This is a genomic window from Pseudomonas sp. SCB32 (assembly GCF_009189165.1).
GTDB lineage: Bacteria > Pseudomonadota > Gammaproteobacteria > Pseudomonadales > Pseudomonadaceae > Pseudomonas.
Genome location: NZ_CP045118.1, coordinates 2601502 through 2625882 on the forward strand (window position 1 = coordinate 2601502; position 24381 = coordinate 2625882).

Annotated in this window: 19 protein-coding genes and 2 pseudogenes; 8 read left to right on the forward strand and 13 right to left on the reverse strand. The window is 65.5% G+C overall.

What is annotated here, in order from left to right; translation table 11 throughout:
- Positions 1-4: 4 nt before the first annotated feature.
- From GA645_RS12280 to GA645_RS12305, 6 genes are all read right to left on the reverse strand, one after another.
- Positions 5-811, reverse strand: a complete 807-nt coding sequence (locus GA645_RS12280; protein ID WP_152223101.1) for an ABC transporter substrate-binding protein — start codon at positions 809-811, stop codon at positions 5-7.
- A gap of 303 nt (positions 812-1114) precedes the next feature.
- Positions 1115-1471: a copper-binding protein gene (locus tag GA645_RS12285; RefSeq protein ID WP_152223103.1), complete on the reverse strand. Its 357-nt coding sequence runs from the start codon at positions 1469-1471 to the stop codon at positions 1115-1117.
- Positions 1468-4620, reverse strand: a complete 3153-nt coding sequence (locus GA645_RS12290; protein WP_152223105.1) for an efflux RND transporter permease subunit — start codon at positions 4618-4620, stop codon at positions 1468-1470. The genes GA645_RS12285 and GA645_RS12290 overlap by 4 nt, the downstream gene beginning before the upstream one ends.
- Positions 4617-6092 carry an efflux RND transporter periplasmic adaptor subunit gene (locus tag GA645_RS12295; protein ID WP_152223107.1) on the reverse strand — a complete coding sequence of 492 codons (1476 nt, stop codon included), beginning with the start codon at positions 6090-6092 and terminating at the stop codon, positions 4617-4619. Before GA645_RS12295 ends, GA645_RS12290 begins: the two co-directional genes overlap by 4 nt.
- On the reverse strand, positions 6089-7333 hold the full coding sequence (locus tag GA645_RS12300) for a TolC family protein (RefSeq protein ID WP_152223109.1): 1245 nt from the start codon (positions 7331-7333) through the stop codon (positions 6089-6091). The genes GA645_RS12295 and GA645_RS12300 overlap by 4 nt, the downstream gene beginning before the upstream one ends.
- Before the next feature lie 89 nt (positions 7334-7422).
- Positions 7423-7767, reverse strand: coding sequence for a hypothetical protein (locus GA645_RS12305; protein WP_152223111.1), 345 nt, complete (start codon positions 7765-7767; stop codon positions 7423-7425).
- Positions 7768-7915: 148 nt separating this feature from the next.
- Between GA645_RS12305 and GA645_RS12310 the strand changes: the two genes are divergently transcribed.
- Entirely contained in the window at positions 7916-8245 is a 330-nt protein-coding gene (locus GA645_RS12310; protein ID WP_152223112.1) for a DUF2790 domain-containing protein, read from the forward strand.
- 16 nt (positions 8246-8261) lie between these two features.
- Here GA645_RS12310 and GA645_RS12315 read toward each other — a convergent pair whose 3' ends face one another.
- Both GA645_RS12315 and GA645_RS12320 read right to left on the reverse strand, forming a co-directional pair.
- A complete protein-coding gene (locus tag GA645_RS12315) occupies positions 8262-9647 on the reverse strand; it encodes a heavy metal sensor histidine kinase (protein WP_152223114.1) in 1386 nt (461 codons plus the stop codon).
- Positions 9644-10318, reverse strand: coding sequence for a heavy metal response regulator transcription factor (locus GA645_RS12320; protein ID WP_152223116.1), 675 nt, complete (start codon positions 10316-10318; stop codon positions 9644-9646). Before GA645_RS12320 ends, GA645_RS12315 begins: the two co-directional genes overlap by 4 nt.
- A 444-nt stretch (positions 10319-10762) precedes the next feature.
- On the opposite strand from GA645_RS12320, the gene GA645_RS12325 reads away from it, so the two are divergent.
- The 4 genes from GA645_RS12325 to GA645_RS12340 all read left to right on the forward strand — a co-directional run bounded on the left by GA645_RS12325 (position 10763) and on the right by GA645_RS12340 (position 17212).
- Positions 10763-11968 carry a TolC family protein gene (locus GA645_RS12325; RefSeq protein ID WP_152223118.1) on the forward strand — a complete coding sequence of 402 codons (1206 nt, stop codon included), beginning with the start codon at positions 10763-10765 and terminating at the stop codon, positions 11966-11968.
- A 180-nt stretch (positions 11969-12148) separates the two neighbouring features.
- Positions 12149-13399, forward strand: coding sequence for an efflux RND transporter periplasmic adaptor subunit (locus GA645_RS12330; protein ID WP_152223120.1), 1251 nt, complete (start codon positions 12149-12151; stop codon positions 13397-13399).
- 12 nt (positions 13400-13411) lie between these two features.
- Entirely contained in the window at positions 13412-16576 is a 3165-nt protein-coding gene (locus GA645_RS12335) for a CusA/CzcA family heavy metal efflux RND transporter (protein WP_152223122.1), read from the forward strand.
- A gap of 264 nt (positions 16577-16840) precedes the next feature.
- Positions 16841-17212, forward strand: coding sequence for a VOC family protein (locus tag GA645_RS12340; protein WP_152223124.1), 372 nt, complete (start codon positions 16841-16843; stop codon positions 17210-17212).
- Positions 17213-17502: 290 nt separating this feature from the next.
- On the opposite strand, the gene GA645_RS12345 is transcribed toward GA645_RS12340, so the two are convergent.
- Positions 17503-18840, reverse strand: coding sequence for an OprD family porin (locus GA645_RS12345; RefSeq protein WP_152223126.1), 1338 nt, complete (start codon positions 18838-18840; stop codon positions 17503-17505).
- Between the two features lie 497 nt (positions 18841-19337).
- Here GA645_RS12345 and GA645_RS12350 point away from each other — a divergent pair, with 497 nt between their 5' ends.
- Both GA645_RS12350 and GA645_RS12355 read left to right on the forward strand, forming a co-directional pair.
- A complete protein-coding gene (locus tag GA645_RS12350; RefSeq protein ID WP_152223128.1) occupies positions 19338-19826 on the forward strand; it encodes a Bro-N domain-containing protein in 489 nt (162 codons plus the stop codon).
- A gap of 143 nt (positions 19827-19969) precedes the next feature.
- Positions 19970-20320 carry a DUF3147 family protein gene (locus GA645_RS12355; protein WP_152223130.1) on the forward strand — a complete coding sequence of 117 codons (351 nt, stop codon included), beginning with the start codon at positions 19970-19972 and terminating at the stop codon, positions 20318-20320.
- A 79-nt stretch (positions 20321-20399) separates the two neighbouring features.
- On the opposite strand, the pseudogene GA645_RS29015 reads toward GA645_RS12355, so the two are convergent.
- A pseudogene (locus GA645_RS29015) lies at positions 20400-21158 on the reverse strand (porin); the annotation flags it as partial.
- Between the two features lie 366 nt (positions 21159-21524).
- Positions 21525-21665 (reverse strand): annotated as a pseudogene (locus GA645_RS29280) (hypothetical protein); the annotation flags it as partial.
- Between the two features lie 559 nt (positions 21666-22224).
- On the opposite strand from GA645_RS29280, the gene GA645_RS12365 reads away from it, so the two are divergent.
- Positions 22225-22941, forward strand: a complete 717-nt coding sequence (locus GA645_RS12365) for a class I SAM-dependent methyltransferase (protein ID WP_152223133.1) — start codon at positions 22225-22227, stop codon at positions 22939-22941.
- 199 nt (positions 22942-23140) lie between these two features.
- On the opposite strand, the gene GA645_RS12370 is transcribed toward GA645_RS12365, so the two are convergent.
- Positions 23141-23557 (reverse strand): SgcJ/EcaC family oxidoreductase, encoded by a 417-nt coding sequence (locus GA645_RS12370; protein WP_372239805.1) that lies wholly within the window; start codon positions 23555-23557, stop codon positions 23141-23143.
- A gap of 236 nt (positions 23558-23793) precedes the next feature.
- The gene (locus tag GA645_RS12375; RefSeq protein ID WP_152223137.1) at positions 23794-24195 is read right to left on the reverse strand and encodes a GFA family protein; all 402 of its coding nucleotides are present in this window, start codon (positions 24193-24195) and stop codon (positions 23794-23796) included.
- Positions 24196-24381: the final 186 nt, after the last annotated feature.

Genomic DNA, 24381 nt, shown 5'->3' on the forward strand with positions numbered 1-24381 from the left:
GGGATCAGCTCTTGTCGCCGATTCTGTAGAGGCGGGCCAGCGGGGTCTTGGTGTCCGGGCCGAACCAGCTGTCGTAGATCTTCTGCGCCTGACCGTTGGCCTCCAGGTCCGTGAGGCTCTGGTTGACGAACTCGGTCAGGGCCGTCTCGCCCTTGGGAATGCCGACGCCGATCAGGTCGTTGGAGATGGTGAAGGGTGGCACTTCGTACTTGTCCTTGTCCGGCACGTTGGCCAGCAGGCCGATCAGCTTCGGGCCGTCCTGGGTGATGGCCTGCACCTGGCCGTTGCGCAGGGCGGTGAAGGCGAAGGGGGTGTCGTCGTAGGCGATGACCTTGGCGCCGGGGAATTTCTCCCGCAGCACGCCTTCGTTGACCGTGCCCTTGTCCACGCCGACGCGCCATTTGTTCAGGTCTTCCGGCGATTTCAGGCTGCCCTTCTTGACGATGAACTGCTGGCCGGACGAGAAGTAGGGGATGCTGAAGTCCACCTGCTGGGCGCGCTCGGGGGTGATGGTGAAGTTGGCCAGCACCAGGTCGACCTTGTTCGCGGTCAGCAGCGGGATGCGGTTGGCCGGGTTGGTCGGCAGCACTTGCAGCTTTACCCCCAGCTTGTCGGCCAGGGCCTTGGCGTAATCCACGTCCAGGCCTTCGATCTGCTTGCTTTTGGCATCGACGAAGCCGAACGGCGGGTTGCTGTCGAACGCGGCGACTCGCAGCACGCCGGCCTTCTTGATGTCTTCCAGGCGGTCGGCGTGGGCCAGGCCGGAGAGCACGGCCAGGGCGAGGGCGGTAACGGCAGTGAGTTTCTTCATGGATTTCCAGCTCCTTTCGGAACGCGCCAATCCGGCGCGTTTCCCTATGATCGAGAGCGGGCGTTCAGGGTGTGAGGGGCCCGCGATAGAGCCGCGGGGGTGGCCCGTCGGCGAGGCCGAGTCTGGCAGGAAGCGGGGTAGGCGGAGAAAGAATGAATCGGTCTACTTGATAACTGGATGGAATATAAAGTTCTTTTAGTGCGATTTTTGTTGAATAACGATGCGCGCCGTTCAAATGTGGCGAGTGACCGATGAAACCTGTCCGCCGCTAACGCGACGGACAGGTTTCGCTTCATTGCTGGATCACTGCTTGCGGATGCTCATGATCGCGGCGCCGTCATTGCCGTTGCGGAACTCGAAGGCCACCTTGTCGCCGACCTGCAGTCCGTCCAGCTGGCCCGGCGTGGTCTTGAACGCCATGGTCATGGGCGGCCAGTGCAGCGCCGCCACCGGGCCATGGGCGAGGGTGACGGTATGGCGCTCGCCGTCGATGGCCTTGATGGTGCCTTCCGCGCTGGCGGTGGGGGCGGCCTGGGTGCTTTCCATGGCCATGCCGTCCATGTTCATACCGTCCATCTTCATGCCCGGCATGTCTTCGGCAGTGGCGGAAAAGGACAGGGTGAGCAGCAGGGCGCCGGCGCTGATCAGTGGGGTATTCATGCAATTTCTCCTGGGTGGGGTTGGGTTGCCGCAGCGGTCTGACGACGACGCATCAGCCAGTAGGCGGCGGGGATGACGAACAGGGAGAGCAGCGGCGCGGTGATCATGCCGCCGACCATGGGCACGGCGATGCGGCTCATCACCTCGCTGCCGGTGCCGCTGCTCCAGAGGATCGGCAGCAGGCCGGCGACGATCACGGCCACGGTCATGGCCTTGGGGCGTACGCGCTGCACCGCGCCTTCGCGGATGGCCGCGAGCAGCGCGTCGGGACTGCCGGCGTCCGGGCGTTCGGCCCAGGCGTTCTTCAGGTAGACCAGCATGATCACCCCGAACTCCGCCGCGACCCCGGCCAGGGCGATGAAGCCGACCCCGGTGGCCACCGACAGGTTGAAGCCCATCAGGTACAGCAGCCACACCCCGCCGGTGAGGGCGAAGGGCAGGGTCGCCATGATCAGCACGGCCTCGTCGAAGCGGCCGAAGGTCAGGTAGAGCAGCACGAAGATGATGGCCAGGGTCGCCGGCACTACCAGCTTGAGCCGGGCGTTGGCGCGTTCCAGGTACTCGAACTGGCCGGAGTAGCTCAGGCTCATGCCCGGCGCGAGCCGCACGTCGCGCTCCACCGCCTGGCGCAGGTCCGCCACCACCGAGGCCAGGTCGCGGCCGCGCACGTCGACGTAGACCCAGCCGGAAAGGCGGGCGTTCTCGCTCTTGAGCATCGGCGGTCCCTCGCTGATGCGCACCCGCGCCACGCTGCCGAGGGTGATCTGGCCGCCCTGGGCGGTGTAGATCGGCAACTGCTGCAGCGCATCGACCGAGTCGCGCCACTCGCGCGGGTAGCGCACGTTGATCGGGTAGCGGGCGAGGCCTTCCACCGTTTCGCCGACGTTCTCGCCGCCGATGGCGCTGCTGACGATGGCCTGCACGTCGGCGATGTTCATGCCGTAGCGGGCCGCCGCCTGGCGGTCGATGTCGACGTCGATGTAGCGCCCGCCGGTGAGGCGTTCGGCGAGTGCCGAGCTGACGCCCGGAATGCCCTTGGCGACCCGTTCCACCGCCTGGGTGGCGCGGTCGATCTCGGCGAGGTCGGTGCCGGCGACCTTCACCCCGATGGGGCTCTTGATGCCGGTGGCGAGCATGTCGATGCGGTTGCGGATCGGCGGAATCCAGATGTTGGTCAGGCCCGGCACCTTCACCACGCGGTCCAGTTCCTCCACCAGTTTTTCGCTGGTCATGCCCGGCCGCCACTCGTCCTTCGGCTTGAAGCGGATCGTCGTCTCGAACATCTCCAGTGGCGCCGGGTCGGTGGCGGACTCGGCGCGTCCGGCCTTGCCGAACACGCTGGCGACTTCCGGTACGTTCCTGATCAGGCGGTCGGTGCTCTGCAGCAGCTCCGAAGCCTTTTGTGCGGACAGGCCGGGCAGGGCAGAGGGCATGTACAGCAGGTCGCCTTCGTCCAGCGGCGGCAGGAACTCGCCGCCCAGGTGGGACAGCGGCCAGAGCCCGGAGAGGAAGACCAGCACGGCGGCAGCCAGCGTCATGCGCGGCCGGTGCAGCACCGCATCGAGCGCGGGTTGGTAGAGGCGGATCAGCCAGCGGTTGAGCGGGTTGCGCTGCTCCGAGGGCAGGCGGCCGCGAATCCAGTAGCCCATCAGTACCGGCACCAGGGTCACGGAAAGCCCGGCGGCCCCGGCCATGGCGTAGGTCTTGGTGAACGCCAGCGGGCCGAACAGCCGGCCTTCGTGGGCCTGCAGGGTGAACACCGGAATGAACGACAGGGTGATGATCAACAGGCTGAAGAACAACGCCGGGCCGACCTCCGCCGCCGCCTCGGTCATCACCTTCCAGTGCTGCTCGCCCACCAGCGGCGTGCCGGGGTGCTTCTCCTGCCAGGCCTCGACCCGCTTGTGCGCGTTCTCGATCATTACTACCGCCGCGTCGACCATCGCGCCAATGGCGATGGCAATGCCGCCCAGGGACATGATGTTGGCGTTGATCCCCTGGTGGCGCATGACGATCAGCGCAATGAGCACGCCCACCGGCAACGAGACGATGGCCACCAGCGACGAGCGCAGGTGCCAGAGGAAGGCCGCGCAGACCAGCGCAACCACCAGGAACTCCTCGATCAGCTTGTGGCTGAGGTTGGACACCGCGCGGTCGATCAGCTGGCTGCGGTCGTAGGTGGTGACGATCTCCACGCCCTCGGGCAGGCTCTTCTTCAGCGCCTCCAGCTTGTCCTTCACCCGGAGGATGGCTTCGCGGGCGTTCTTGCCGCTGCGCAGCACGATCACCCCGCCGACCGCTTCGCCATCGCCGTCCAGCTCGCCGATGCCCCGGCGCATTTCCGGGCCGAGCTGGATGCTGGCCACGTCGCCCAGGGTCACCGGGCTGCCGTTGGCGGCCAGGCGCAGGGGGATCGCGCGAAAATCGGCGAGGGTCTTCAGGTAGCCCGAGGCGCGCACCATGAACTCCGCCTCGCCGAGTTCGAGCACGCCGCCGCCGGTTTCCTGGTTGGCCTTGCCGATGGCCTCGATCACCTGGCTTTGCGTGATGCCCAGGCTGGCGAGGCGCACCGGGTCGAGCAGCACCTGGTACTGGCGGACCATGCCGCCGACGGTGGCGACTTCGGCCACATCCGGCACCGTCTTCAGCTCGAACTTGAGGAACCAGTCCTGCAAGGCGCGCAGTTGGGCGAGGTCATGCCGGCCCGTGCGGTCGACCAGGGCGTACTGGTAAATCCAGCCGACCCCGGTGGCGTCCGGGCCGAGCGCGGTCTTCGCGGAGGCCGGCAGGCGCGACTGCACCTGGTTCAGGTATTCCAGCACCCGCGAGCGCGCCCAGTAGAGGTCGGTGCCGTCCTCGAACAGCACGTAGACGAAGCTGTCGCCGAAGGAGGAGAACCCGCGCACGGTCTTCGCGCCAGGCACCGACAGCATGGTGGTGGCCAGCGGGTAGGTGACCTGGTTCTCGACGATCTGCGGCGCCTGTCCCGGGTAGCTGGTGCGGATGATCACCTGCACGTCGGAGAGGTCCGGCAGCGCATCGACCGGCGTGCTGCGCAGCGACCAGAGGCCCCAGGCGACGATGAACAGCGTGGCCAGCAGCACCAGGAAACGGTTGGCCACCGACCAGCGTATGAGCTTCGTGATCATGGCTGCTGCTCCTGCGTGCGGACCTGCTCGATCACCAGCCCCGCATCGCCCTGGCTGACACCGAAGCGGATGCGGTCGCCGGGTTTCAGGCCGGCCGCCAGCTCGGGGCGGGCGAGGGCGAAGGTCATGGTCATGCCGGGCATGCCCAGGGTGTTGAACGGGCCGTGGCTGATGGTCATGCCTTGCGCGGTGATTTCCACGATGCGGCCGTCCGCCTCATGCACGGCGGGCTTGGTCATCGTCCACGCGGGTTCGTCCGCCGTGCGCGCCTCGATGCCTTTCAGGCTGGCTTCCGAATCGATCAGGAACTGCCCGGAGGCGACCACCCGCTGGCCTTCCTCCAGGCCTTGCAGGACCGCCACCAGGCCATCGCTCTCCTGGCCGAGACGGACTTCAACCGGGCGGAAGCGCCCCTGGTCTTCCGCCAGCATCACCAGGTTGCGCTTGCCGGTGCGAATCACCGCTTCGCTGGGGATCTGCAGCACGTCGGCCTGGCCGGCCAGGTCGAGGCTGACCTGGGCGGTCATGCCGGGGCGCAGTTGCCCGTCCGGGTTGGGCAGTTCGATGCGCAGGCGCAGGGTGCGGCTCTGCTGGTCGTTTTCCGGCAGGATGCTCGCCAGCGTGCCGGTCACCGGATGGCCGGCAAGCGCCGGCAGGCGGGCATCGACCGACTGGCCGACCTTGAGGCCCGCGGCTTGCACCTCCGGCACGGCGGCCTCCAGCCAGACATGCCCCAGGCCATTGATCCGCGCCAGGGGCGCGCCGGCCGACAGGGTCATGCCGGGGCGCACCTCCAGTTCACGGATCACCCCGGCAATCGGCGCGTTCAGGGTCGTCACGGGCTGGACCTTGCCGCTGCGCTCGATCTGCTGCACGAGTCCATTCGGCATGCCGGCCAGCAGCAACCGCTGGCGCGCCGCCGCCAGCAGTGCCGGCTCGCCTGCGTGGCGCAAGGCGATGAACTCTTCCTGCGCCGCCGCCCATTCCGGCACCAGCACGTCGGCAATCGGCGCTCCGGCGGCCACCACATCGCCCGGCGCGCGCGAATAGGTACGCTCGACGAAGCCGCCGGCGCGGGCCTGCAGCAGCGCCACGTCGCGGCCGTTGAAGGCCAGTACGCCACTGACCTGCAATGTGCGGTCGAGCTTGCCACGGGTGACGCTGGCCAGGCGCACGCCGAGGTTCTGCTGGATACCCGGCTCGATGCGCACCGCTGGCGCGCTGTCGGCGGCAGTGGCGTCGTCGGCGTACTTGGGCACCAGCTGCATGTCCATGAACGGCGACTTGCCCGGCGCATCGAAGTGCTGCTGCGGGACCATCGGGTCGTACCAGTACAGCGGCTTGCGCTCCGGGGTGGCCGAAACCAGCGGTGCCTGCGCCTGGGCCTTGCGGGCCAGCCAGTAGCCGCCAGCGCCGCCGACGGCCAGGGTGAGGATCAAGAGTGCGGAGGTATTCCAGGGGAAACGGCTCATGCGCGTTCCTCCTCGTAGGTGAAGTAGAGACGTGCGGCGACTTGTGCCAGGGAGCCTTGCAGGTCGATCTGTCTGAGCCGCGCCTCGACCAGTTGCTGGCGGGCGCTGACCACCTCATCGAGCCCGCTCTTGCCGGCGCGATAGCCGGCGGTGGCCAGGCGCACCTTCTCCTCGGCCAGCGGCACCAGGGTGCCGCTGCCGCGCTCGACGGCGCGTTGCAGGCGGCGGTATTCGGCCAGATCGTCCTCCAGCGCCTGCTCGTGCTCACGGGCCAGCGCGTCGCGCTCGGCCTCCAGCTGGCGCACCTGGGCGCGCCGCGCAGCGATCTTCGGGCCCTGGCGGGTGCCGGTGAACAGCGGCAGGTCGAAGATCACCTGCAGCGTCATCATGTCGCCGAACTCGCGGCCACGGCGCTGGTAGTCCACTTCCCAGCTCCAGTCCGGTTTCTTCTCCGCCACGGCCTCGCGCACCAGGGCTTCGGCCTCGCGGGTCATCGGCCCGTAGGCGGCGAGCTCCGGGTGCTGGTGGAGCGATTGCAGGGAATGAGAGGCGTCGATGGACCAATGCGGGAAGTCGCCACTCAGGGCCTGCGGCGCGTCCTGGCCGATCCAGCGCTTGAGCGCGGCGCGCGCCTGGGCTTCCTGGCGCAGCAGGTCGTCCTTCTGCTCGTCCAGCAGCGCGGCTTCCTGGCGCGGCGCCACCGTATCCACCGTATTCGCGCTACCGCCGGCCAGGCGTGCGCGGACGGTCGCGTCGAGCAGGCGGTTCTCGCGGTAGAAGTCGTCGAACATCGCCAGCTTGCGTTGCAGCGTATAGGCCGCGATCCAGGCTTGTGCCGAAGCACTGCGGACCTTCAGGCGTTCGACCCCGGCCTCGGCATCGGCACGCTCGACGGCGGCCTGCGCGGTCTCGACGCGGGCCTTGCGCTTGTCGCCGTTGGGCATCTCCTGCGTCAGGCCCACCACCTGCATGGACATGTTGTCGCGCTGGGTGGTCCAGCGCTCGTCACCCTCGATGGGGACGTTCTGCAAACCGAGGTTGAGCTTGGGGTCGGGCAGCTCTCCGGCGGGGATGGCGGCACTTTTCGCCGCCGCGACCTTCTCGCTCTGCGCGAGCAGGGAAGGGGCGTTGCGTTCGGCCAGCAACAGGGCGTCGTCCAGTGACAGGGACGCAGCCTGCGCCGACAGGCCCGGCAGCAGCGCAAGCAGCAGCCAGCCGGGGTGGAGTCGGACGTGAGTCACGGTGAGGATTCCTCTGGAAAACCAGCGCATGAGCGCAAGCCACCCGGCAGCCGTCAGGGCCGCGGGCAGGGTTCAGTTCGGGAGAGGAATCAGGCGCAGGGAGGGCGCCAGAGCTCGGAGGGTGCCTGGCTGAGGATCGGATCGGTATAGGGCGCTGGGCGTGGGAGCGTGACGGCGGGAGGCGCGGTCTTCAGGACGCTGACCTGCAGCAGGCTGCCGGTCTTGCATTCCTCGCCGCTCTTGCAGTCCTTCTTGCCGTGCTGGGTCATCTTGCCCATGTCCTGGCAGCAGTCCTGGTCCATGCCCGCCATCTGGCCCATGCCCATGCTCTGCATCGGGCAGGGTTCGGTCGGCGCCTCGATGCCCGCCATCCCGGTGAGAGGAAGCGCAAGGCTGAGCAGGAGGACGATGAACAGACGCAGACGGCGGGTCATGGCGCGCAGTGTAGAGCCTTCCCATGGGGGAAGGTCAACGGCTGATTGGGGATGGATTACCGAATCGTCATGCTCGCCTCAGCTTGCCGTTAGGGACGGCGCCTTAAGGTGGAGTCATTCTCCAGACCACACCGACGAGGTGACGACCATGAAACTGCAACGCGTATTTCTGCTGACCGCCCTGCTGGGCACTTCCTCCCTGGCGCTGGCCGATGGCGGCGGCGACATCACCTTCGCCCGCATGGAGCAGGCGCGCATGCTGGTGATGAAGGCGAACCAGCCGGGCCCGGAGCAGATGGCCGAGGTGAAGCAGTACACCTACGGCATGAACCTGGACATCGCCAAGGTGGTGGCGGTGACGCCCATGAGCAGCGACTGTGGCGTGGTGCCGGTGCAGATGCGCTACGAGGACTCCTTCGGCGACCTGCAGACCGTCGAGTACCGCGCCGAGCGGGTGGCCTGTCGCACCACCCGCTGAGCGGGTCCGGCATGATTCATTCGGGCAAGGGTGGAAACGCCAGGCGGAAACGCGTCGGGCCTTCCACCGAACTCTCGGCGCTGGCCGTGCCCTGGTGCAGCTCCATGATCGAGCGCACGATGGCCAGCCCCAGCCCGGTGCCGCCGTCGGCACGCGAGCGCCCCTTGTCTACCCGGTAGAACCGCTCGAACAGGTGCTCCAGGTGCTGCGGCGCGATACCGGCGCCGGGATTCTCCACCTGCAGCGCCACCGTCTCCTGATTGCCTTCGACCCGCACCCGGATGCGCCCGCCCTCGGGAGTGTGGCGGATGGCGTTGGACAGCAGGTTGGAAATGGCGCGCTGGATCATCAGGCGCTCGCCCAGCACCCAGCCGTGGCCGTCGATCTCGATCGCCAGGGCCTTCTCTTCGGCGCTGAAGGCGAACAGCTCGGCGACCTTCCGCGCTTCCTCGTCCAGCCGTACCGGCTCCCTTGGCAGCAGCGCCTTGGGGTGGCTGACCTGAGCCAGGAACAGCATGTCGCTGACGATGCGCGTGACCCGCTCCAGCTCCTCGATGCCCGAGGCCAGCACGGCTTCGTATTCCGCATTCTCCCGTGGCCGTGACAGCGTCACCTGGGCCTTGCCCAGCAGGTTGCTGATCGGCGAGCGCAATTCGTGGGCGAGGTCATCGGAGAACTGGGTGAGCTGCTGCACGCCATTATCCAGTCGGTGCAGCATCAGGTTCAGCGCCCGCGCAGTGTCGCCCAGTTCACGGGGCAGGCGTTGTACCGGCATGCGGTGGCTGAGGTCTTCGGTGGACACCAGCGAGGCGACCTTGCCGAAGCGCCGCAAGGGTTGCAGGCCGCGTTTGGCCACCAGGCGCGCGCCGAACGCGATGAGCAACAGCAGAGGCAGCATCGCCAGCAGCGCGGAGCGCAGGAAGGCGCCGAGCAACGCGTCGTCATCACGGCGATCGAGGGTCAGGAAGACCCGCACGGTGCTGCCATCGCGCAGCTGTACCTGGCTCCGCCCGGTCAGCAGGCGACGGCCATCCTCGGTGCCCCAGCCGAAGGGCCGGCCATTGCCGGCAAAATCATCCAGGGTGGCGAGGTCCGCCTCCCGGCCACTGTTGAACAGCGCCAGCTGGCCGTGCCTTATCGCCAGCAGCGTGGCGCTCAGGTTGTCGTGCCCCATCAGCTGGTCCTTCAATGCGTAGCCGCGCAGCGGCAGCGCGGCGAGGCCGGGGTCGACGTCCAGGCTGTGGCGCAGTTGCCCGAGCTTGTCGTCCAGAGCTCGCACAGCGCGGACATCCAGCTGGTGATCGAGCGCGAGATACGCCAGCGTCACCAGCAGGAACATCAGCACCGAGCCGAACAGGCCGACCCACAGGCCGATGCGCAACGAAAGGCTGGCCGGCCTCATGTTCGCGCCTCCAGCACGTAGCCGACGCCGCGCAGGGTGTGGATCAGCTTGTCCGCGAAGGGATCGTCGATCTTGGCGCGCAGGCGGCGCACGGTGACCTCCACCACGTTGGTGTCGCAGTCGAAGTTCATGTCCCACACCAGAGAGATGATCTGGGTGCGCGAGAGCACTTCACCGCTGCGACTCATCAGCAGGTGCAGCAGGGCGAACTCCTTGCTGGTCAGGTCGATGCGCTGGCTGTCGCGGTAGGCGCGGTGGCGGCCGGGGTCGAGTTCCAGCCCGCCGATCTGCAAGACCTGGGGCTGTTCGATGCGTTCGCTGCGGCGCAGCAGCGAACGCACCCGCACCAGCAGTTCGGGGAATTCGAAGGGCTTGAGCAGGTAGTCGTCGGCACCCAGGTCAAAGCCTTTCACCCGCTCGGTGAGGCGGCCGCGCGCGGTCAGCATCATCACCCGGATGTCGCTGTGCTGGCGCAGGCTGGCGAGCACTTCCCAGCCGTCCATCTGCGGCAGGTTCACGTCGAGGACCACCAGGTCATAGGCGCACTGCCGGGCCAGGTGCAGGCCGTCGACGCCGTTGTCGGCGTGGTCGACGACATAGCCGCTTTCGCTCAGTCCCTGTTGCAGATAATCGGCTGTCTTGTGGTCGTCCTCGATGAGCAGGATCTTCATTGAATAGTTACCCGGTAATGACTCGAATAATGGCGCCGCGCTATTTCAGGCAGGCAGGAAAGTTCGCCGCGGCAGGCACAGGGCGCGCAGTCTAAAAGCTGTAGCGACTTCAGGGTCAACAGCTCAGGAGATGGATTAAATGTTGCGAATTGATTCTGTAAGGCACTGAGATGTCTGGGATTTAAGAAGTCGTAGAAGTGCGCGATGAACTCGCCAATTGTTTCCTGAAGTTACATGGAACAGCGCTGCGCCTTTTTTAAATACATACAACGAGAGTGAGCCGGCTGACCAATTACATGTTTGTAATTATCCGGTCACCTTGTCGCTAGAGAGACGCTTCTAGATTTGCCGGTGGAAATGACGGTGCGCCGTCGAAGTTAAATCCACTGCGTGAGGTTCACTGTGCGTTCGAGTCGTTCTGGAGGCGTTTTCCGAGGGGGTTGGGTGCTCGGCCTGCTGCTGTTCTGCGGCCTGGCCCAGGGCCGCGAGATCGGCGTCGACGAGGCCCTGCAAGCCGCTTTCGCCAACAACCCCGACCTGGCTGCCAGCGGCCGTGACATCGGTATCGCCCAAGGCCTGCGCGAACAGGCCGGATTGCTGCCCAACCCGACCCTGTCCTGGGAGCAGGAGGGCACCGGGTCCGCCAACCGCACTACCACCATCGGCATCAGCCAGCCGCTGGAGCTGGGCGGCAAGCGAGGTGCGCGGGTGGCCCTCGCCGAGCGCGGCCAGGATGCCGCCGCGTTGGGCGTGCAGGCGCGGCGCAATGAACTGCGCGGCGCGGTGATTTCCGGCTTCTACGGCGCCTTGCGCGCCCAGGAGAGAGAACGCCTGGCGCAGCAGTCGGTGGAGCTGGCGCAGCGTGGTCTGACGGCGGCGGAAGGGCGGGTGCGCGCCGGCAAGGCGGCGCCGCTGGAGGCCAATCGGGCCCAGGTGCAACTGGCCGAAGTACGCCTTGAGCAGGAGCGGGCCCGACGTGAGCGCGCCGATGCCTACCAGGGCTTGGCCGCCCTGATGGGCCTGCCGACGCCGGACTTCAGCGCCGTGCGCAGCGCCGTCGCCGATCGCCTGCCGCGCCTGCCCAGCAGCGACGAACTGCTGAGCCGCCTGAAAGACAGCGCGGAAATGCGCCTGGCGCAGACCCGTATCGACGAGGGCGAAGCGGCGCTGAATCTGGCGAAGACCCAGCGCATCCCCGACCTCGACGTCAGCCTCGGTAGCCAGGAGGCCATCGAGGATGGAGTGTCCGACCGCATCGCGGTGATCGGCCTGAGCGTGCCGCTGCCGCTGTTCGACCGTAACCAGGGCAACATCCTCGCCGAGGCCCGCCGCGCCGACCAGGCGCGCGACCTGCGCAACGCCACCGAACTGCGCCTGCGCCAGGAAACCCAGCAGGCGCTGCAGCAATGGAGCACTGCACAAGTGGAGGTGAACGCCTTCCGCAGCACCATCCTGCCCAGCGCGCAGACCGCCGTGGAAAGCGCCACCCGTGGTTTCGAGATGGGCAAGTTCGGCTTCCTCGAAGTGCTCGACGCCCAGCGCACCCTGATCACCGCCCGCGACCAGTACCTCCAGGCCCTGGCCCAGGTCAGCGACGCCTGGGGCCGGATCGAGCGGGTCTACGGCGATGTCGGCGCGGCGTCGCCCTAGCTGCCGGTGCGCCGGCCTGGGCGTCGCGCTCGCCCTGGCGACATCCGCTGCCGCGCCGACCCGCCACTGGCCTGCCGGCCACTGGTGCATCCACGACCTGATCCGGCACCTGAATCACCTATTCATCAGTCCCGGCGGCTGACGCCCGCGCGTCGCCGCCGGACCTTCCGCGGAGTCCCCATGATCAAGAGAACCCACCTTGCCGGCGCCCTGATACTGGCGTCGGTACTGGGCGTCAGCGCCTTCACCTGGCAGATCGGCGAGCGCCCGCCCGCCGGGCACCAGGACGACCCGGCCCATGCCGATGGCGAACACCACGGCGGCTCCGCCCCGGCCAGCCACAGCGAATCCGCCGGCCACGCCGACGGCGAGCACGCCCACGCCGAGTCGGCCGAACCCGAGGGCGAGGGCCTGCACCTGAGCGCCGAGCAGATCGGCGCCGCCGGCATCCAGTTGGTGACCGCAGGCCCCGGCCAGCTCGACGAAGCCTTCAGCCTGCCGGGGGAAATCGGCTTTGACGAAGACCGCACCGCCCACGTCGTGCCGCGCACGCCGGGGGTGGTGGAGTCGGTGGCGGTGGAGCTGGGGCAGAGCGTGAAGAAGGGCGCGCTGCTGGCGGTGATCGCCAGCCAGCAGGTCTCCGAACTGCGCAGCGAGCTGGCCGCCGCCCAGCGCCGGGTGAGCCTGGCGAGCAAGACCTTCGAACGCGAGCGCGAATTGTGGCGCGAGAAGATATCCGCCGAGCAGGACTACCTGCAGGCACGGCAGGACCTGGAGGAGGCACAGATCGCCCTGGCCAACGCCAGGCAGAAAACCAACGCCCTGAGCGGCGTCTCGGCTAGCGCCGGCGGTAACCGTTACGAACTGCGCGCGCCGTTCGACGGCGTGGTGGTGGAGAAGCATCTGGTGCCGGGTGAAGTGGTCAGCGAGGCCACGGCGGCCTTCACCCTGTCGGACCTGTCGCGGGTCTGGGCCACTTTCAGTGTGGCCCCGCAGGACCTGGCGCGGGTGCAGGTGGGCAAGCGGGCGCGGGTCGAGGCGGCGGACCTCGGCATGCAGGTCGAGGGCCGCGTGAGTTACGTCGGCAACCTGCTCGGCGAGCAGACCCGCAGCGCCGTGGCCCGCGTCACCCTGGCCAACCCCGACGGCGCCTGGCGCCCCGGCCTGTTCGTCAACGTGCGGGTCAGCGACCGCGCGCGGCCGGTGCCGGTGGCCGTGCCGGAACAGGCGATCCAGGAGGTGGAAGGCAAGCCCTGCGTGTTCGTGCGCAACGCCGAAGGCTTTGCCGTGCGCCCAGTCGACCTGGGCCTGCGCAGCGCCGGCAAGGTGGAGGTGCTCGCCGGTCTCGCGGCGGGCGATCAGGTGGCGGGCGAGGGCAGCTTCGTCCTGAAATCCGAGCTGGGCAAAAGCTCGGCCTCCCACGCGCACTGACGGGGCCCGAGCATGTTCGAACGCATCATTCGTTTCGCCATCGAGCAACGCTACCTGGTGCTGCTCGCCGTACTGGGCATGGTCGGCCTCGGCATCGCCAGCTACCAGAAGCTGCCCATCGACGCGGTGCCCGACATCACCAACGTGCAGGTGCAGGTCAACACCTCGGCGCCGGGCTTCACCCCACTGGAGACCGAGCAGCGCGTCACCTATCCGGTGGAGACCGCGATGGCGGGCTTGCCGGGGTTGCAGCAGACCCGCTCGATTTCCCGCTCGGGGCTGTCCCAGGTGACGGTGATCTTCACGGACGGCACCGACCTGTTCTTCGCCCGCCAACTGGTCAACGAGCGCCTGCAGCAGGCCCGCGAACAGTTGCCCGAAGGCGTGGAGTCCGCCCTCGGGCCGATCTCCACCGGCCTGGGTGAAATCTTCCTCTGGACCATCGAGGCCGAGGAGGGCGCGCGCAGGGAGGACGGCACGCCCTACACGCCGACCGACCTGCGGGTGATCCAGGACTGGGTGGTGAAGCCGCAGCTGCGCAACGTGCCCGGCGTGGCCGAGGTGAACAGCATCGGCGGCTTCGCCAAGCAGTTTCAGGTGGCCCCGGATACCCGCCGGCTCGCTGCCTACCGCCTGACCCTGGCCGACGTGGTCGCCGCGCTGGAGCGCAACAATGCCAACGTCGGCGCCGGCTACATCGAGCGCAACGGCGAGCAGCTGCTGGTGCGCGCACCGGGGCAGGTGGAAAGCCTGGAGGACATCGGCAACATAGTCGTCGCCAACGTCGACGGCACGCCGATCCGCCTGCGCGATGTCGCCGAGGTGGAGCTTGGCCGCGAGCTGCGTACAGGCGCCGCCACCGAGAATGGCCGCGAAGTGGTGCTCGGCACCGTGTTCATGCTGATCGGCGAGAACAGCCGCACTGTCGCCCGCGCCGCCGCCGACAAGCTCACCGAGATCAACCGCACCCTGCCGGCCGGGGTGAAGGCCGTCACCGTCTACGACCGCACCCAACTGGTGGACAAGGCCATCGCCACGGTCAAGCGCAATCTCACCGAAGGCGCGATCCTGGTGATCGCCATCCTCTTCCTGTTCCTTGGCAACATCCGCGCCGCGCTGATCACAGCCATGGTGATTCCGCTGGCCATGCTGTTCACCTTCACCGGCATGTTCAGCAACCGCGTCAGCGCCAACCTGATGAGCCTGGGCGCACTGGACTTCGGCATCATCGTCGACGGCGCCGTGGTGATCGTCGAGAACGCCATCCGCCGCCTGGCCCACGCCCAGCAGCACCACGGCCGCATGCTGACCCGCAGCGAGCGAATGCATGAAGTCTTCGCCGCCTCGAAGGAGGCGCGCCGGGCGCTGATCTACGGGCAGCTGATCATCATGGTGGTGTACCTGCCGATCTTCGCCCTCACCGGCGTCGAGGGGAAAATGTTCCACCCCATGGCCTTCACCGTGGTACTGGCGTTGCTGGGGGCGATGATCCTCTCGGTCACCTTCGTGCCGGCGGCCATCGCGCTGTTCATCACCGGCAAGGTCAAGGAAGAGGAAAACCTGCTGATGCGCAGTGCGCGCCGCGCCTACGAGCCGGTGCTGGACGCGGTGATGGCGCGGCGCGCCTGGGTATTCGCCGGCGCCGCGGTGCTGGTGGTGCTGTCGGGGCTGCTGGCCAGCCGCATGGGCAGCGAGTTCGTGCCTAGCCTGGGCGAGGGCGACTTCGCCCTGCAGTCGTTGCGCACACCGGGCACCAGCCTGTCGCAGTCGGTGGCCATGCAGGGACGCCTGGAGCAGCAGGTGCTGGCCAAGGTGCCGGAGGCCGAGCGCATGTTCAGCCGCACCGGCACCGCGGAGATCGCCTCCGACCCGATGCCGCCGAATATCTCCGACGCCTATGTGATGTTGAAACCCAAGGAGCAGTGGCCCGACCCGAACAAGACCCGCGCGCAACTGGAGGCGGAAATCCAGGAAGCGGCCAACGGCGTACCGGGTAGCGCCTACGAGCTGTCGCAACCGATCCAGCTGCGCTTCAACGAGCTGATATCCGGCGTGCGCAGCGACGTGGCGGTGAAGGTCTTCGGCGACGACATGGCGGTGCTCAACCAGACCGCCGAACAGATCGCCGGGGTGCTGCGCCGGGTGCAGGGCTCGTCCGAGGTGAAGGTCGAGCAGACCAGCGGCCTGCCGGTGCTCACGGTGAACATCGACCGCCAGCGCGCCGCCCGCTATGGCCTCAACGTCGGCGACATCCAGGACACCGTGGCGGTGGCCGTGGGCGGTCGCCAGGCCGGCACCCTTTTCGAGGGCGACCGCCGCTTCGACCTGATCGTGCGCCTGCCGGAAAACCTGCGCAGCGATATCGACGCGCTGTCGCGCATGTTGATCCCGGTGCCGGCTCCGGCCAGCGCCACCGATACACGGATCGGCTTCATCACCCTCGGTGAAGTGGCGCGCCTGGAGCTGATCCAGGGGCCGAACCAGGTCAGCCGCGAGAACGGCAAGCGCCTGGTGGTGGTCAGCGCGAACGTGCGTGGGCGGGATATCGGTTCGTTCGTTTCCGAGGCCAGTGGGAAGATCGACCGGCAGGTGAAGCTGCAGGCCGGCTACTGGACCACCTGGGGCGGTCAGTTCGAGCAGCTGCAATCGGCAGCGCAGCGCCTGCAGGTCGTGGTGCCGGTGGCGCTGCTACTGGTCTTTACCCTGCTGATGATGATGTTCAACAACCTGCGCGACGGCCTGGTGGTGTTCACCGGCATTCCCTTCGCCCTGACCGGCGGCGTGGTGGCGCTGTGGCTGCGGGACATTCCGCTGTCGATCTCCGCCGGTGTTGGTTTCATCGCGCTGTCGGGCGTGGCGGTGCTCAACGGATTGGTGATGATCTCCTTTATACGCAGCCTGCGGGAGGAGGGTCGCAGCCTCGATGCGGCGATACGCGAGGGGGCGCTGACACGATTGCGGCCGGTGTTGATGACGGCGCTGGTGGCCTCGCTGGGCTTCGTGCCCATGGCCCTGGCAACCGGCACCGGTGCGGAAGTGCAGCGGCCGCTGGCGACGGTGGTGATTGGCGGCATCCTGTCCTCGACCACCCTGACGCTGCTGGTGCTGCCAGCGTTGTATCGGTGGATGCACCGCAAGGCGGAGGATGCGGACGCGCCGCTCCACACGTCCTCGTAGGATGGGTAGAGCCTGCGAAACCCATCGATTCCAGGTGGCACCGGGCAGCATGGGTTTCGCTTCGCTCTACCCATCCTACGAATGCCGTGCCTCACCCGCAGGAGCGGACTCCGTCCGCGATCAGCCCCGCGCCAGGAACATCGCGGACGGAGTCCGCTCCTACAGGCGTGTCCCCTTGAGTGCAGTGATCAAGCCAAATCCATCATGCGGTCTATAGTCTTCCCGGCCATCAATGCCACGTCGCCCCACACGCAAGGAGCGCCCATGTTCGACCACGTCAAATTCGGCGTCAGCGACTTCGCCGCGAGCAAGGCCTTCTTCCTCAAAGCCCTCGAACCCCTGGGTGTCGAGATCGCCTCGGAAGGCGAGCCGAGCTACGGAGTCGAACTCAGCCCCAAGGGCAAGGCCTCGTTATGCCTGTTCCAGACCGAGGAGAAACCGGCACACCTGCACCTGGCCTTCACCGCCGAAACTCGCCAGCAGGTCGATGCCTTTCATTGCGCCGCGCTGGCGGCGGGTGCCAGGGACAACGGCGCGCCGGGCCTGCGCCCGCGCTACCACGCGAACTACTACGCGGCGTTCGTCATCGGCCCGGACGGGCACAACATCGAAGTGGTCTGCCACGCTCCCGCGTAGGGCGTAAAGCCGTTCGCGGTCATACGCCGCTACATCCGTCCCAATCCGCCCTACGCTCAGACGATGTTTCGGGTGCGAATCCAAGCGCAAAAAAAGGCGCCCATTCGGGCGCCGAGTGTTCCTCTCTCTCCAAAGGGGCACGTGGAGCGCCAGAAAGAGGAGCGGTATTGCGGGGCATCACCAACCGTGGGGCGGTGATGGCTACCGTTATACGCAGCGGCGCCTAACAGGACGCTGAGCCGAAACTGACAACTCCGACATCTGCCCTACAGGCGCCATGGCGCATCGGCTTACATCAGCGACAGCGGGTACTCGACGATCAGCCGCACCTCGTCCAGGTCCGACTCGAATTGCGATGCGCGGGTGGTGGCCTGGCGCACGCGCAGCGAGAGGTCCTTCAGGCTGCCTTCCTGGAACACGTACTTGGCCTCGACGTCGCGCTCCCAGCGCTTCTGATCGGTGAGCGGATTGCCGTTGTCATCCTCGCGCATGTACACGCTGTTGGCGTTGGAGTAGTCGGCGTCGCTGCCGCGCGCGTAGCGGGTCATGAAGCTCAGGCCCGGCACGCCATAAGTGGCCATGTCGAGGTCGTAGCGGGCCATCCAGGACTTCTCCTTCGGCGAGTTGAAGTCGCTGTACTGGATGGAGTTGTCCAGGTAGATCGAGTCGGACTGGCGCAGGTAGTCGAAGTCGTTGTTGCCGTTGTTGCGCTGGTAGCTGAGGGTCATGCGGTGCGCGCCGACGTGCACGCCGGTGTTGGCGCTCCAGATGTTGGTGTTGAACTCGCCGAGCAACTGGCGGCCTTCGTCCTGGGACTTGTAGTAGTTGAATCCGCCGAACAGTTCTACCGACTCGGTGATCGGGAAGTTCAGCGCGGTGCCGAAGTAGTACTGGTTCCAGGCGTCCTTCAGGCGGCTGCTGTAGAGGCTGACGCTGGCGTGGTCGTTGATCGCGTAGTCGCCGCCGCCGTAGGCGAGCCAGGGCGAATCCACCGGGCCTGCATAGAAGGTCTCGAAGCCGTCGTCCATCTGCCGCGACTGCGGCTGGCTCATCGAGTGCAGGCGGCCGCCCTGCAGGGTCAGGCCGTCGAGGCTGGTGTTCTGCAGGGTGAAGCCACGGAAGCTTTCCGGCAGCAGGCGCGAGTCGCCGTAGTGGACCACGGGTGTCTCCGGGAATACGTCGCCGAACTTCGCCACCGTGTCCCACAGGCGCACCTTGGCCGCGCCGCCGGCCTTGGCGTAGTCGCTTTCGGTATTGCCTTCGTTGTCGGTGGGCAGCACGTCCACCGAGCTGCCGGCACCGTTGCGGCCGCCGCCTGTATCGAGCTGGAAGCCCACCATGGCGAAGGCGTCCACGCCCACGCCGACGGTGCCCTGGGTGAAGCCGGACTCGAACTTGCCCATGACCCCCTGCGCCCAGACTTCCGAGTAGCCGTTGCCGCGCGGCGGCATGGACTGGCCCTTGCGGGCGTCGCGGTTGAAGTAGAGGTTGCGGGCGAGGATGTCCAGGCTGGCGCCTTCGAGGAAGCCTTCGGCTTTCTCTTCGGGTTGAGCCTCGGCGTGTGCGGCGGGCGAGGCGACGCCCAGGGCCAGCAGGGAGGCGGCCAGGGGGAGTTTGCGTCGGTACATGTTGTTGCTCCTAAGGGCAGGGTGGTTGTTACCGCCTGCTGTTGTTGTTTTCGCCCAGGCGTGGCGAGGGCCTCGGGCATCGTGAAGGAGCGCGGATAACGGCTGGATGAGCTGCAGGTGACAAATCTGTCAGGTGCGGTGGCCGGGGATGACGGGCCTGGTCATTGGTGCGGAGTCGGGTCGGGCAGGGATACGGGAAATGCCTTACGCGCCCTTGACGTTGCGGTCCTACAAGGCGGCTGCGTAGCGTTCCCTTCGCCGCAGTACAGCTGTGGCCAGGTGTGGAAACCTGTGAATCTCAAGCTTAACGCCGTAGCAAAGTCAGCTCGTCCGTTATCAGGGGCGGGCCCGCTTTGGCTGTCTATGGCGGACCGTGTGAGGCGGGCTTGTTCCCGACCGGTCTTGCTTGAGATTCCGGTTTTCCACCCTTGCACGGTCCGCCTCCCTTTTTTGAACGTTTCGGGTGGCGGCTTCTTGGATCAAGCAGGAAGCTCCAGATGACTACCTCGATAACTTTCCCGGCCGATCACGGCCTCACGCCCCACACCTTCCAACGCCACAATCGCCGGCTGCGCGGCCTGATGATCGAGCAGCAGCCGTGGTTCGTCCTGCGAGACGTGGCGCGGCTGACCAACAGCCACGTCACCCCGCGCATCACCCAGAAGCTCGACGCCGACCAGTTGCGCTGGGAACGGCTGGCCGGCGCGCAGGAGGATGAACTGCTGGTCAGCGAAAGCGGCGTCTACGCGCTGTTGCTGGTCTACTTCTTCCACCCGGAAAACCGCAGCCTGCGGCAGTGGTTGTGCCACGATGTGGTGCCCGCACTGCGCGACGCCCACTACGACACCCCCGGCGCGCCTCGCTACCAGCAGCGGGACATCCAGGGGCAGATGCTGTCGGTGCTGGAGTGGCAGGGCAAACAGTGGCTGCGCTTCGTCGATGCGGTGCGCATGATGGAAAGCGGAGCGTCGCACGGCCGTCACTGATCGCCCTTGGTAGCGGGTCGGGCAGGGCACGTCCTGTTCGACCCAAGGTCGATGAGCAGACGACTTCTGCGCGGCGCCGAGACTGGATAGGATGCCAGCCAGACCGCAACGCGCCGCCACCCGGTGAGCGCCCTGGAGCAGCCATGGCCTGGATCATCACCAAATACTTCCTCACCGCCGGCATCGTGGTGCTGGTGTCCGAACTGGCCAAGCGCAGCGACAAGCTCGGCGGCCTGGTCGCCGCCCTGCCTATGGTGACGGTGCTGACGCTGATCTGGCTGTACGTCGAACAGCAGAGCCAGGAGAAGATCGCCAACCACGCCTGGTACACCTTCTGGTACGTGGTGCCCACGCTGCCGATGTTCCTCGCCTTCCCGCTGCTGCTGCCGCGCCTGGGCTTCTGGCCGACGCTGATCGCCTGCATCGTCATCACCATGCTGTGCTTCGGGTTGTTCGCGCTGTTCGTGCGGCGGTTCGGGATCGAGCTGCTTTGACCACTGCGCTCCAGTGGCCGGGGTGTGAAAGAAAAAGGGACACGAAGGTGTCCCTTTTTCATTTCCTCCGGGTTCGCGATCAGAAGACGTACTGCAAACGCATGACCATGCCGTCGCCGCTGTCGTCGCCGTTCTCGTTGGTCACGTTCTCGGTGCTGGCCTTGACGTAGTTGGCGCTGATCTTCACCGCTTCGTTGGCGTACCAGTTGACGCCCAGGGTGTGGGTGTTGCCTTCGGCATCGCCGACCTGGCGGGTGGCGGTGCTGGTGGTGACGTTCTCGTCGTCGACGGTGATGGAATCGTAGCGGTAGAAGACTTCCCAGGCGCCGGTCTGCTTGTTGGCCGGCTTGATGGTGTCGAACTTGGCGCCGTCGAGTTTGTAGACGCGCGGCTCGCCGGTGAGCGTGTAGGCGACCTGCCCGTAGTAGCCCGAGGCGTCCACATCACCCTCGGCTTCGTCGGCCTTGAGCTTGCGGCTCAGGTATTCGGCCTGGACGGAGAACGCATCCATGGCCCAGGCGCCTTCCACGCCCCATACCGAGTCGTCCTTCCAGAGGCCTTCGCTGGCGGCCATGCCGCCGAACACGCCACGATTGCCATTGTCGCCGGCGTCGCTGCCGCCATTGGTTTCGACGCCGCGCATGCCCATGCGGGGGCGGATGCGGGTATCCACGGCGGCGTCCTTGAGGTCGCGGTAGGCGAATTGCGCGACGATGTGGAGCACGTTGCCCGGCTGGTTCATGGGGGCGAACACGCCGCGCAGGTTGTAGCGCTTCACGCTGTCGCCGTCGGTGTCATCGTTGTTCTCGCTGAACACGCTGCCGGAGAGGAAGGCCATGTGGGCGCAGTAGTGCAGGCGCGCGAGCATGGTCGGCTTGGACAGGGCGAAGCCGGGGTCGGGACGTGGGCTGTCGGGGTCCGCCAGCCACACCGTCACTTCCGCTGGCTGCTCCGGGATGCCTTCCTGGGGCAGTATCTCCAGGTTCATCGCGGCGTCCTTGCGCAGCCAGGCGATCAGGTCGCGGGCCAGGAAATCATCCAGCAGGTCGGACGGCACCGCCAGCCGTATGCGCCGGCGCCGGGTGCTGGCCACTTCCGGCGACAGGTCGCCGAATCGCTCGATCAGTGCCTGTTGCAGCGCCTTTCCGGTAGGACTCAGGAGCAGCTTGCGGTTCTCGTACCGGAACAGCGGGCTGCCGATGCTGGCCTCCAGCTTCATGAGCTGCCTGCGCATGAGCGTGACATGCAGGTTCAGGCTACGGGCGGTTTGCCTGAAGCAGGCGCAACGGGCGCTGGTGAGGAAGATCTGCGCCAACTGGCGGTCGATGGGGAGGTGCTCGAACATTGCTAAAAGGCTCTTAATCCTCGCAGCCGAGAGTGTTGGATTCACGGGATACAGTCGTCCCGAGCCTATTGCGCAGCGTCTAACACGGGGATCGCAGGAAATTGAGATCTTTGTAAGGTTCGGAATTCCGCCAGGGCCGTGGCCTGATATCAGCGATATGGGATCGTTCGCAAATGCGAAAAGACGCAGATTTGCATATGAGAATAGTGTTGTTCTTTGCGCTCTGATTCTGCTCGCGCAGTTCAACTTAATTCAGGGTTAATAATTTGAGGAATAGAGTTTCCTCGTCTAATGGCGTTTTAAAGGCAATTTGCCAGCTTCGGGAAGTGTTTGTCCGTTGATCGGTGTGGCGCTAGCCTAATGCATTCGCCGTGTATATTTACCAACTTCAGATATGCCTGAGAGGCGCCAGGAAATCACTTCAAAAAGCGTGGTCAACAGACCTGCGCGAGTTGTCTCTTGCTTCATTCTGCAGCTCATTCAGCTGCCTGCTGCCGCACAAGAAAGTCGTCTTTGAACGCCGTCACGTTGTTGAAATATCAATTACAGGATAGCGAAGATGAGCCAAGCCACCGAGTCAGCGAAGTTGGTCACGGCCAAGGACTGGGACGAAAAATGGCAGGAAATATTCAACCTTTATCAGAATGACGTTCGCCACGCTTACTATATCGACGCTGTCCGAAAGAGACATGAGAAACGGGTGCTGGAGATCGCGGCCGGCAGCTTTCGCGATATTGTGCAATTGACCAGGCGAGGTGTTGAGGGGCACGGTATCGACTTTTCCCCGGAGTCAGTCGCACTGGCCAAGAAGCTCTATCCTTCACTGCAGGAACGTTTTCGGGTGATGGATGCTTTTAATCTGCAGTACCCGGATAAACATTTTGACATCAGCTTCCACAACGGCTTCTGGGGTCTGTTTTCAGATGAAGAAATTGACCAGATGGCAAAGGAACAGGCGCGGATTACCAAAGGGAGGATTATCGTAACCGTACATAACGCTCATAATCAGCCGTTTGCCGATTACTTTAACTCGCAAAAAAAGATCGATCCACTGTTTAATATCCGATTCTTTACCCTGGAGCAGATGCGCGAAATCCTCGGCAAGGTCGCCCGTAAAGTGACGATCATCCCTGTTGGCAAAGGCAGTAGATGGCAAGAGGATTGGTTTATCCGCCACGGCTGGCACTATCCGTTGCTGTTGAATTGCGTTTTAAAGTTGTCCGGTACTCGCCACATTGAGTGCAGCGAGCGCCTGATGTGTATTGGTGAGCTGTAGCGGCATATTCGCGGCCGTAAAAAGTCCTTGTTTTCAAAGGCGCAAACGCGGCGGATCTATCTGCTGTGCGCTATCCCTGACCCACAATGCGGTATTGGAAGTCTGTTCTCTTTGCCGTCGGACGGTTGAATCGAATGGCCGAAAAGGGCGCCGTGACCCGAATGTCGATACGGGCGACGAGACAGGCGCCCTGGCCCCTTCAGTTTTTCTCCGGCATTGCGGAAGAGTGGTGACTGGTAATCAGCCACTGTTGTCCGTTCCACTTGTAGGTGTACGTATAACGAGCTTTCACCTGGGCGCCCGTCTTGCCGAAGGTGAAAGTGTAGAGCCCGGCGTCAATCGCGGTATTGCAGTCAATCTCTATCATCCGCCAGTCGATCTTGCCCACCGGCTTGTTTTCCAGGAAGTGATGGAAGTAGTCCTCCTTTTCGGCTGCCGTCACTCGCGGTTTGTTCGATACGGTCGCAAGAAGGACCGAGCGCTCGGCGTAGTTGGCGACGACCATGTGTGGGTCGCCGGTCTGCAGTGAGCGATTCCATCGATCGAACAAGGCCGAGATTTCTTGCTCGCTGGTTGCCCTGCAGACCTCCGAGCGCGCTGTGTCGGACCCAGGCATCGATGAGTCCGCAGTACAGCCCGCAATAGCGAGGGTCGAGACCACTGAAAGGAAAGTTAGCTTTTTCATTGTTTTGGTCTTCTGGGAGGCGAAACGGTGGGGAATGACTGCTGGTTGTGCGGCAGGGTTTCACGAGAGGTACGACACGGAAGGCAAACCCGGGCGGTTCAGACAGTATAGGCACCGCTTCGAATCAGCCCGCTGGCATGCCGACGGCCGCTTTCACACCCACGCAGTCAGTCCGTTTGCGTCCAGTGATCCGACAGCTCGTACCAGGGTGCCTTCGAAGCGAGCTGGATATGCCTTTGCTTGTGTGCGGTGAAAGTCGAGTCCAGGGTGCCGAGCGCGATCGAGATCCAGTCGGAAAACTCCCCCTGACTTCTCGACCAGAACAGCGACGAGCCGCAGTGGGTGCAGAACTGCCGCAGCACGAGTTCGGAGGACGCATAGGATTTGAGTGCCTCTGCGCCCTTGAGGATGCGCAGGTCGCTACGCGGCACACTGGCGTAGCTGGCGAATGCCGCGCCGTGGCCTTTGCGGCACTGGCTGCAATGGCAATGGCTCAGCGACCTGGGCGGGGAGAGCAGTTTGTAGCTGATCGCGCCGCACAGGCAGCTTCCCTGAAAAGATTCCGCCATCCTGCGGGCACTCCTTATGAACGGGGGCGGCAGCTTAAATAGAGCGGGGCGCTCTGTCGAACAGCCGCACTGGCCCCGGTATTCGCCTGAAAGTCGCACCTGTAAGGCATGACCTTTCCTGATGAAGGAAAATTTCGTTAGACAATTTCCGATGCCATTGGACTGCCGTACACTCCGCCGACTGCC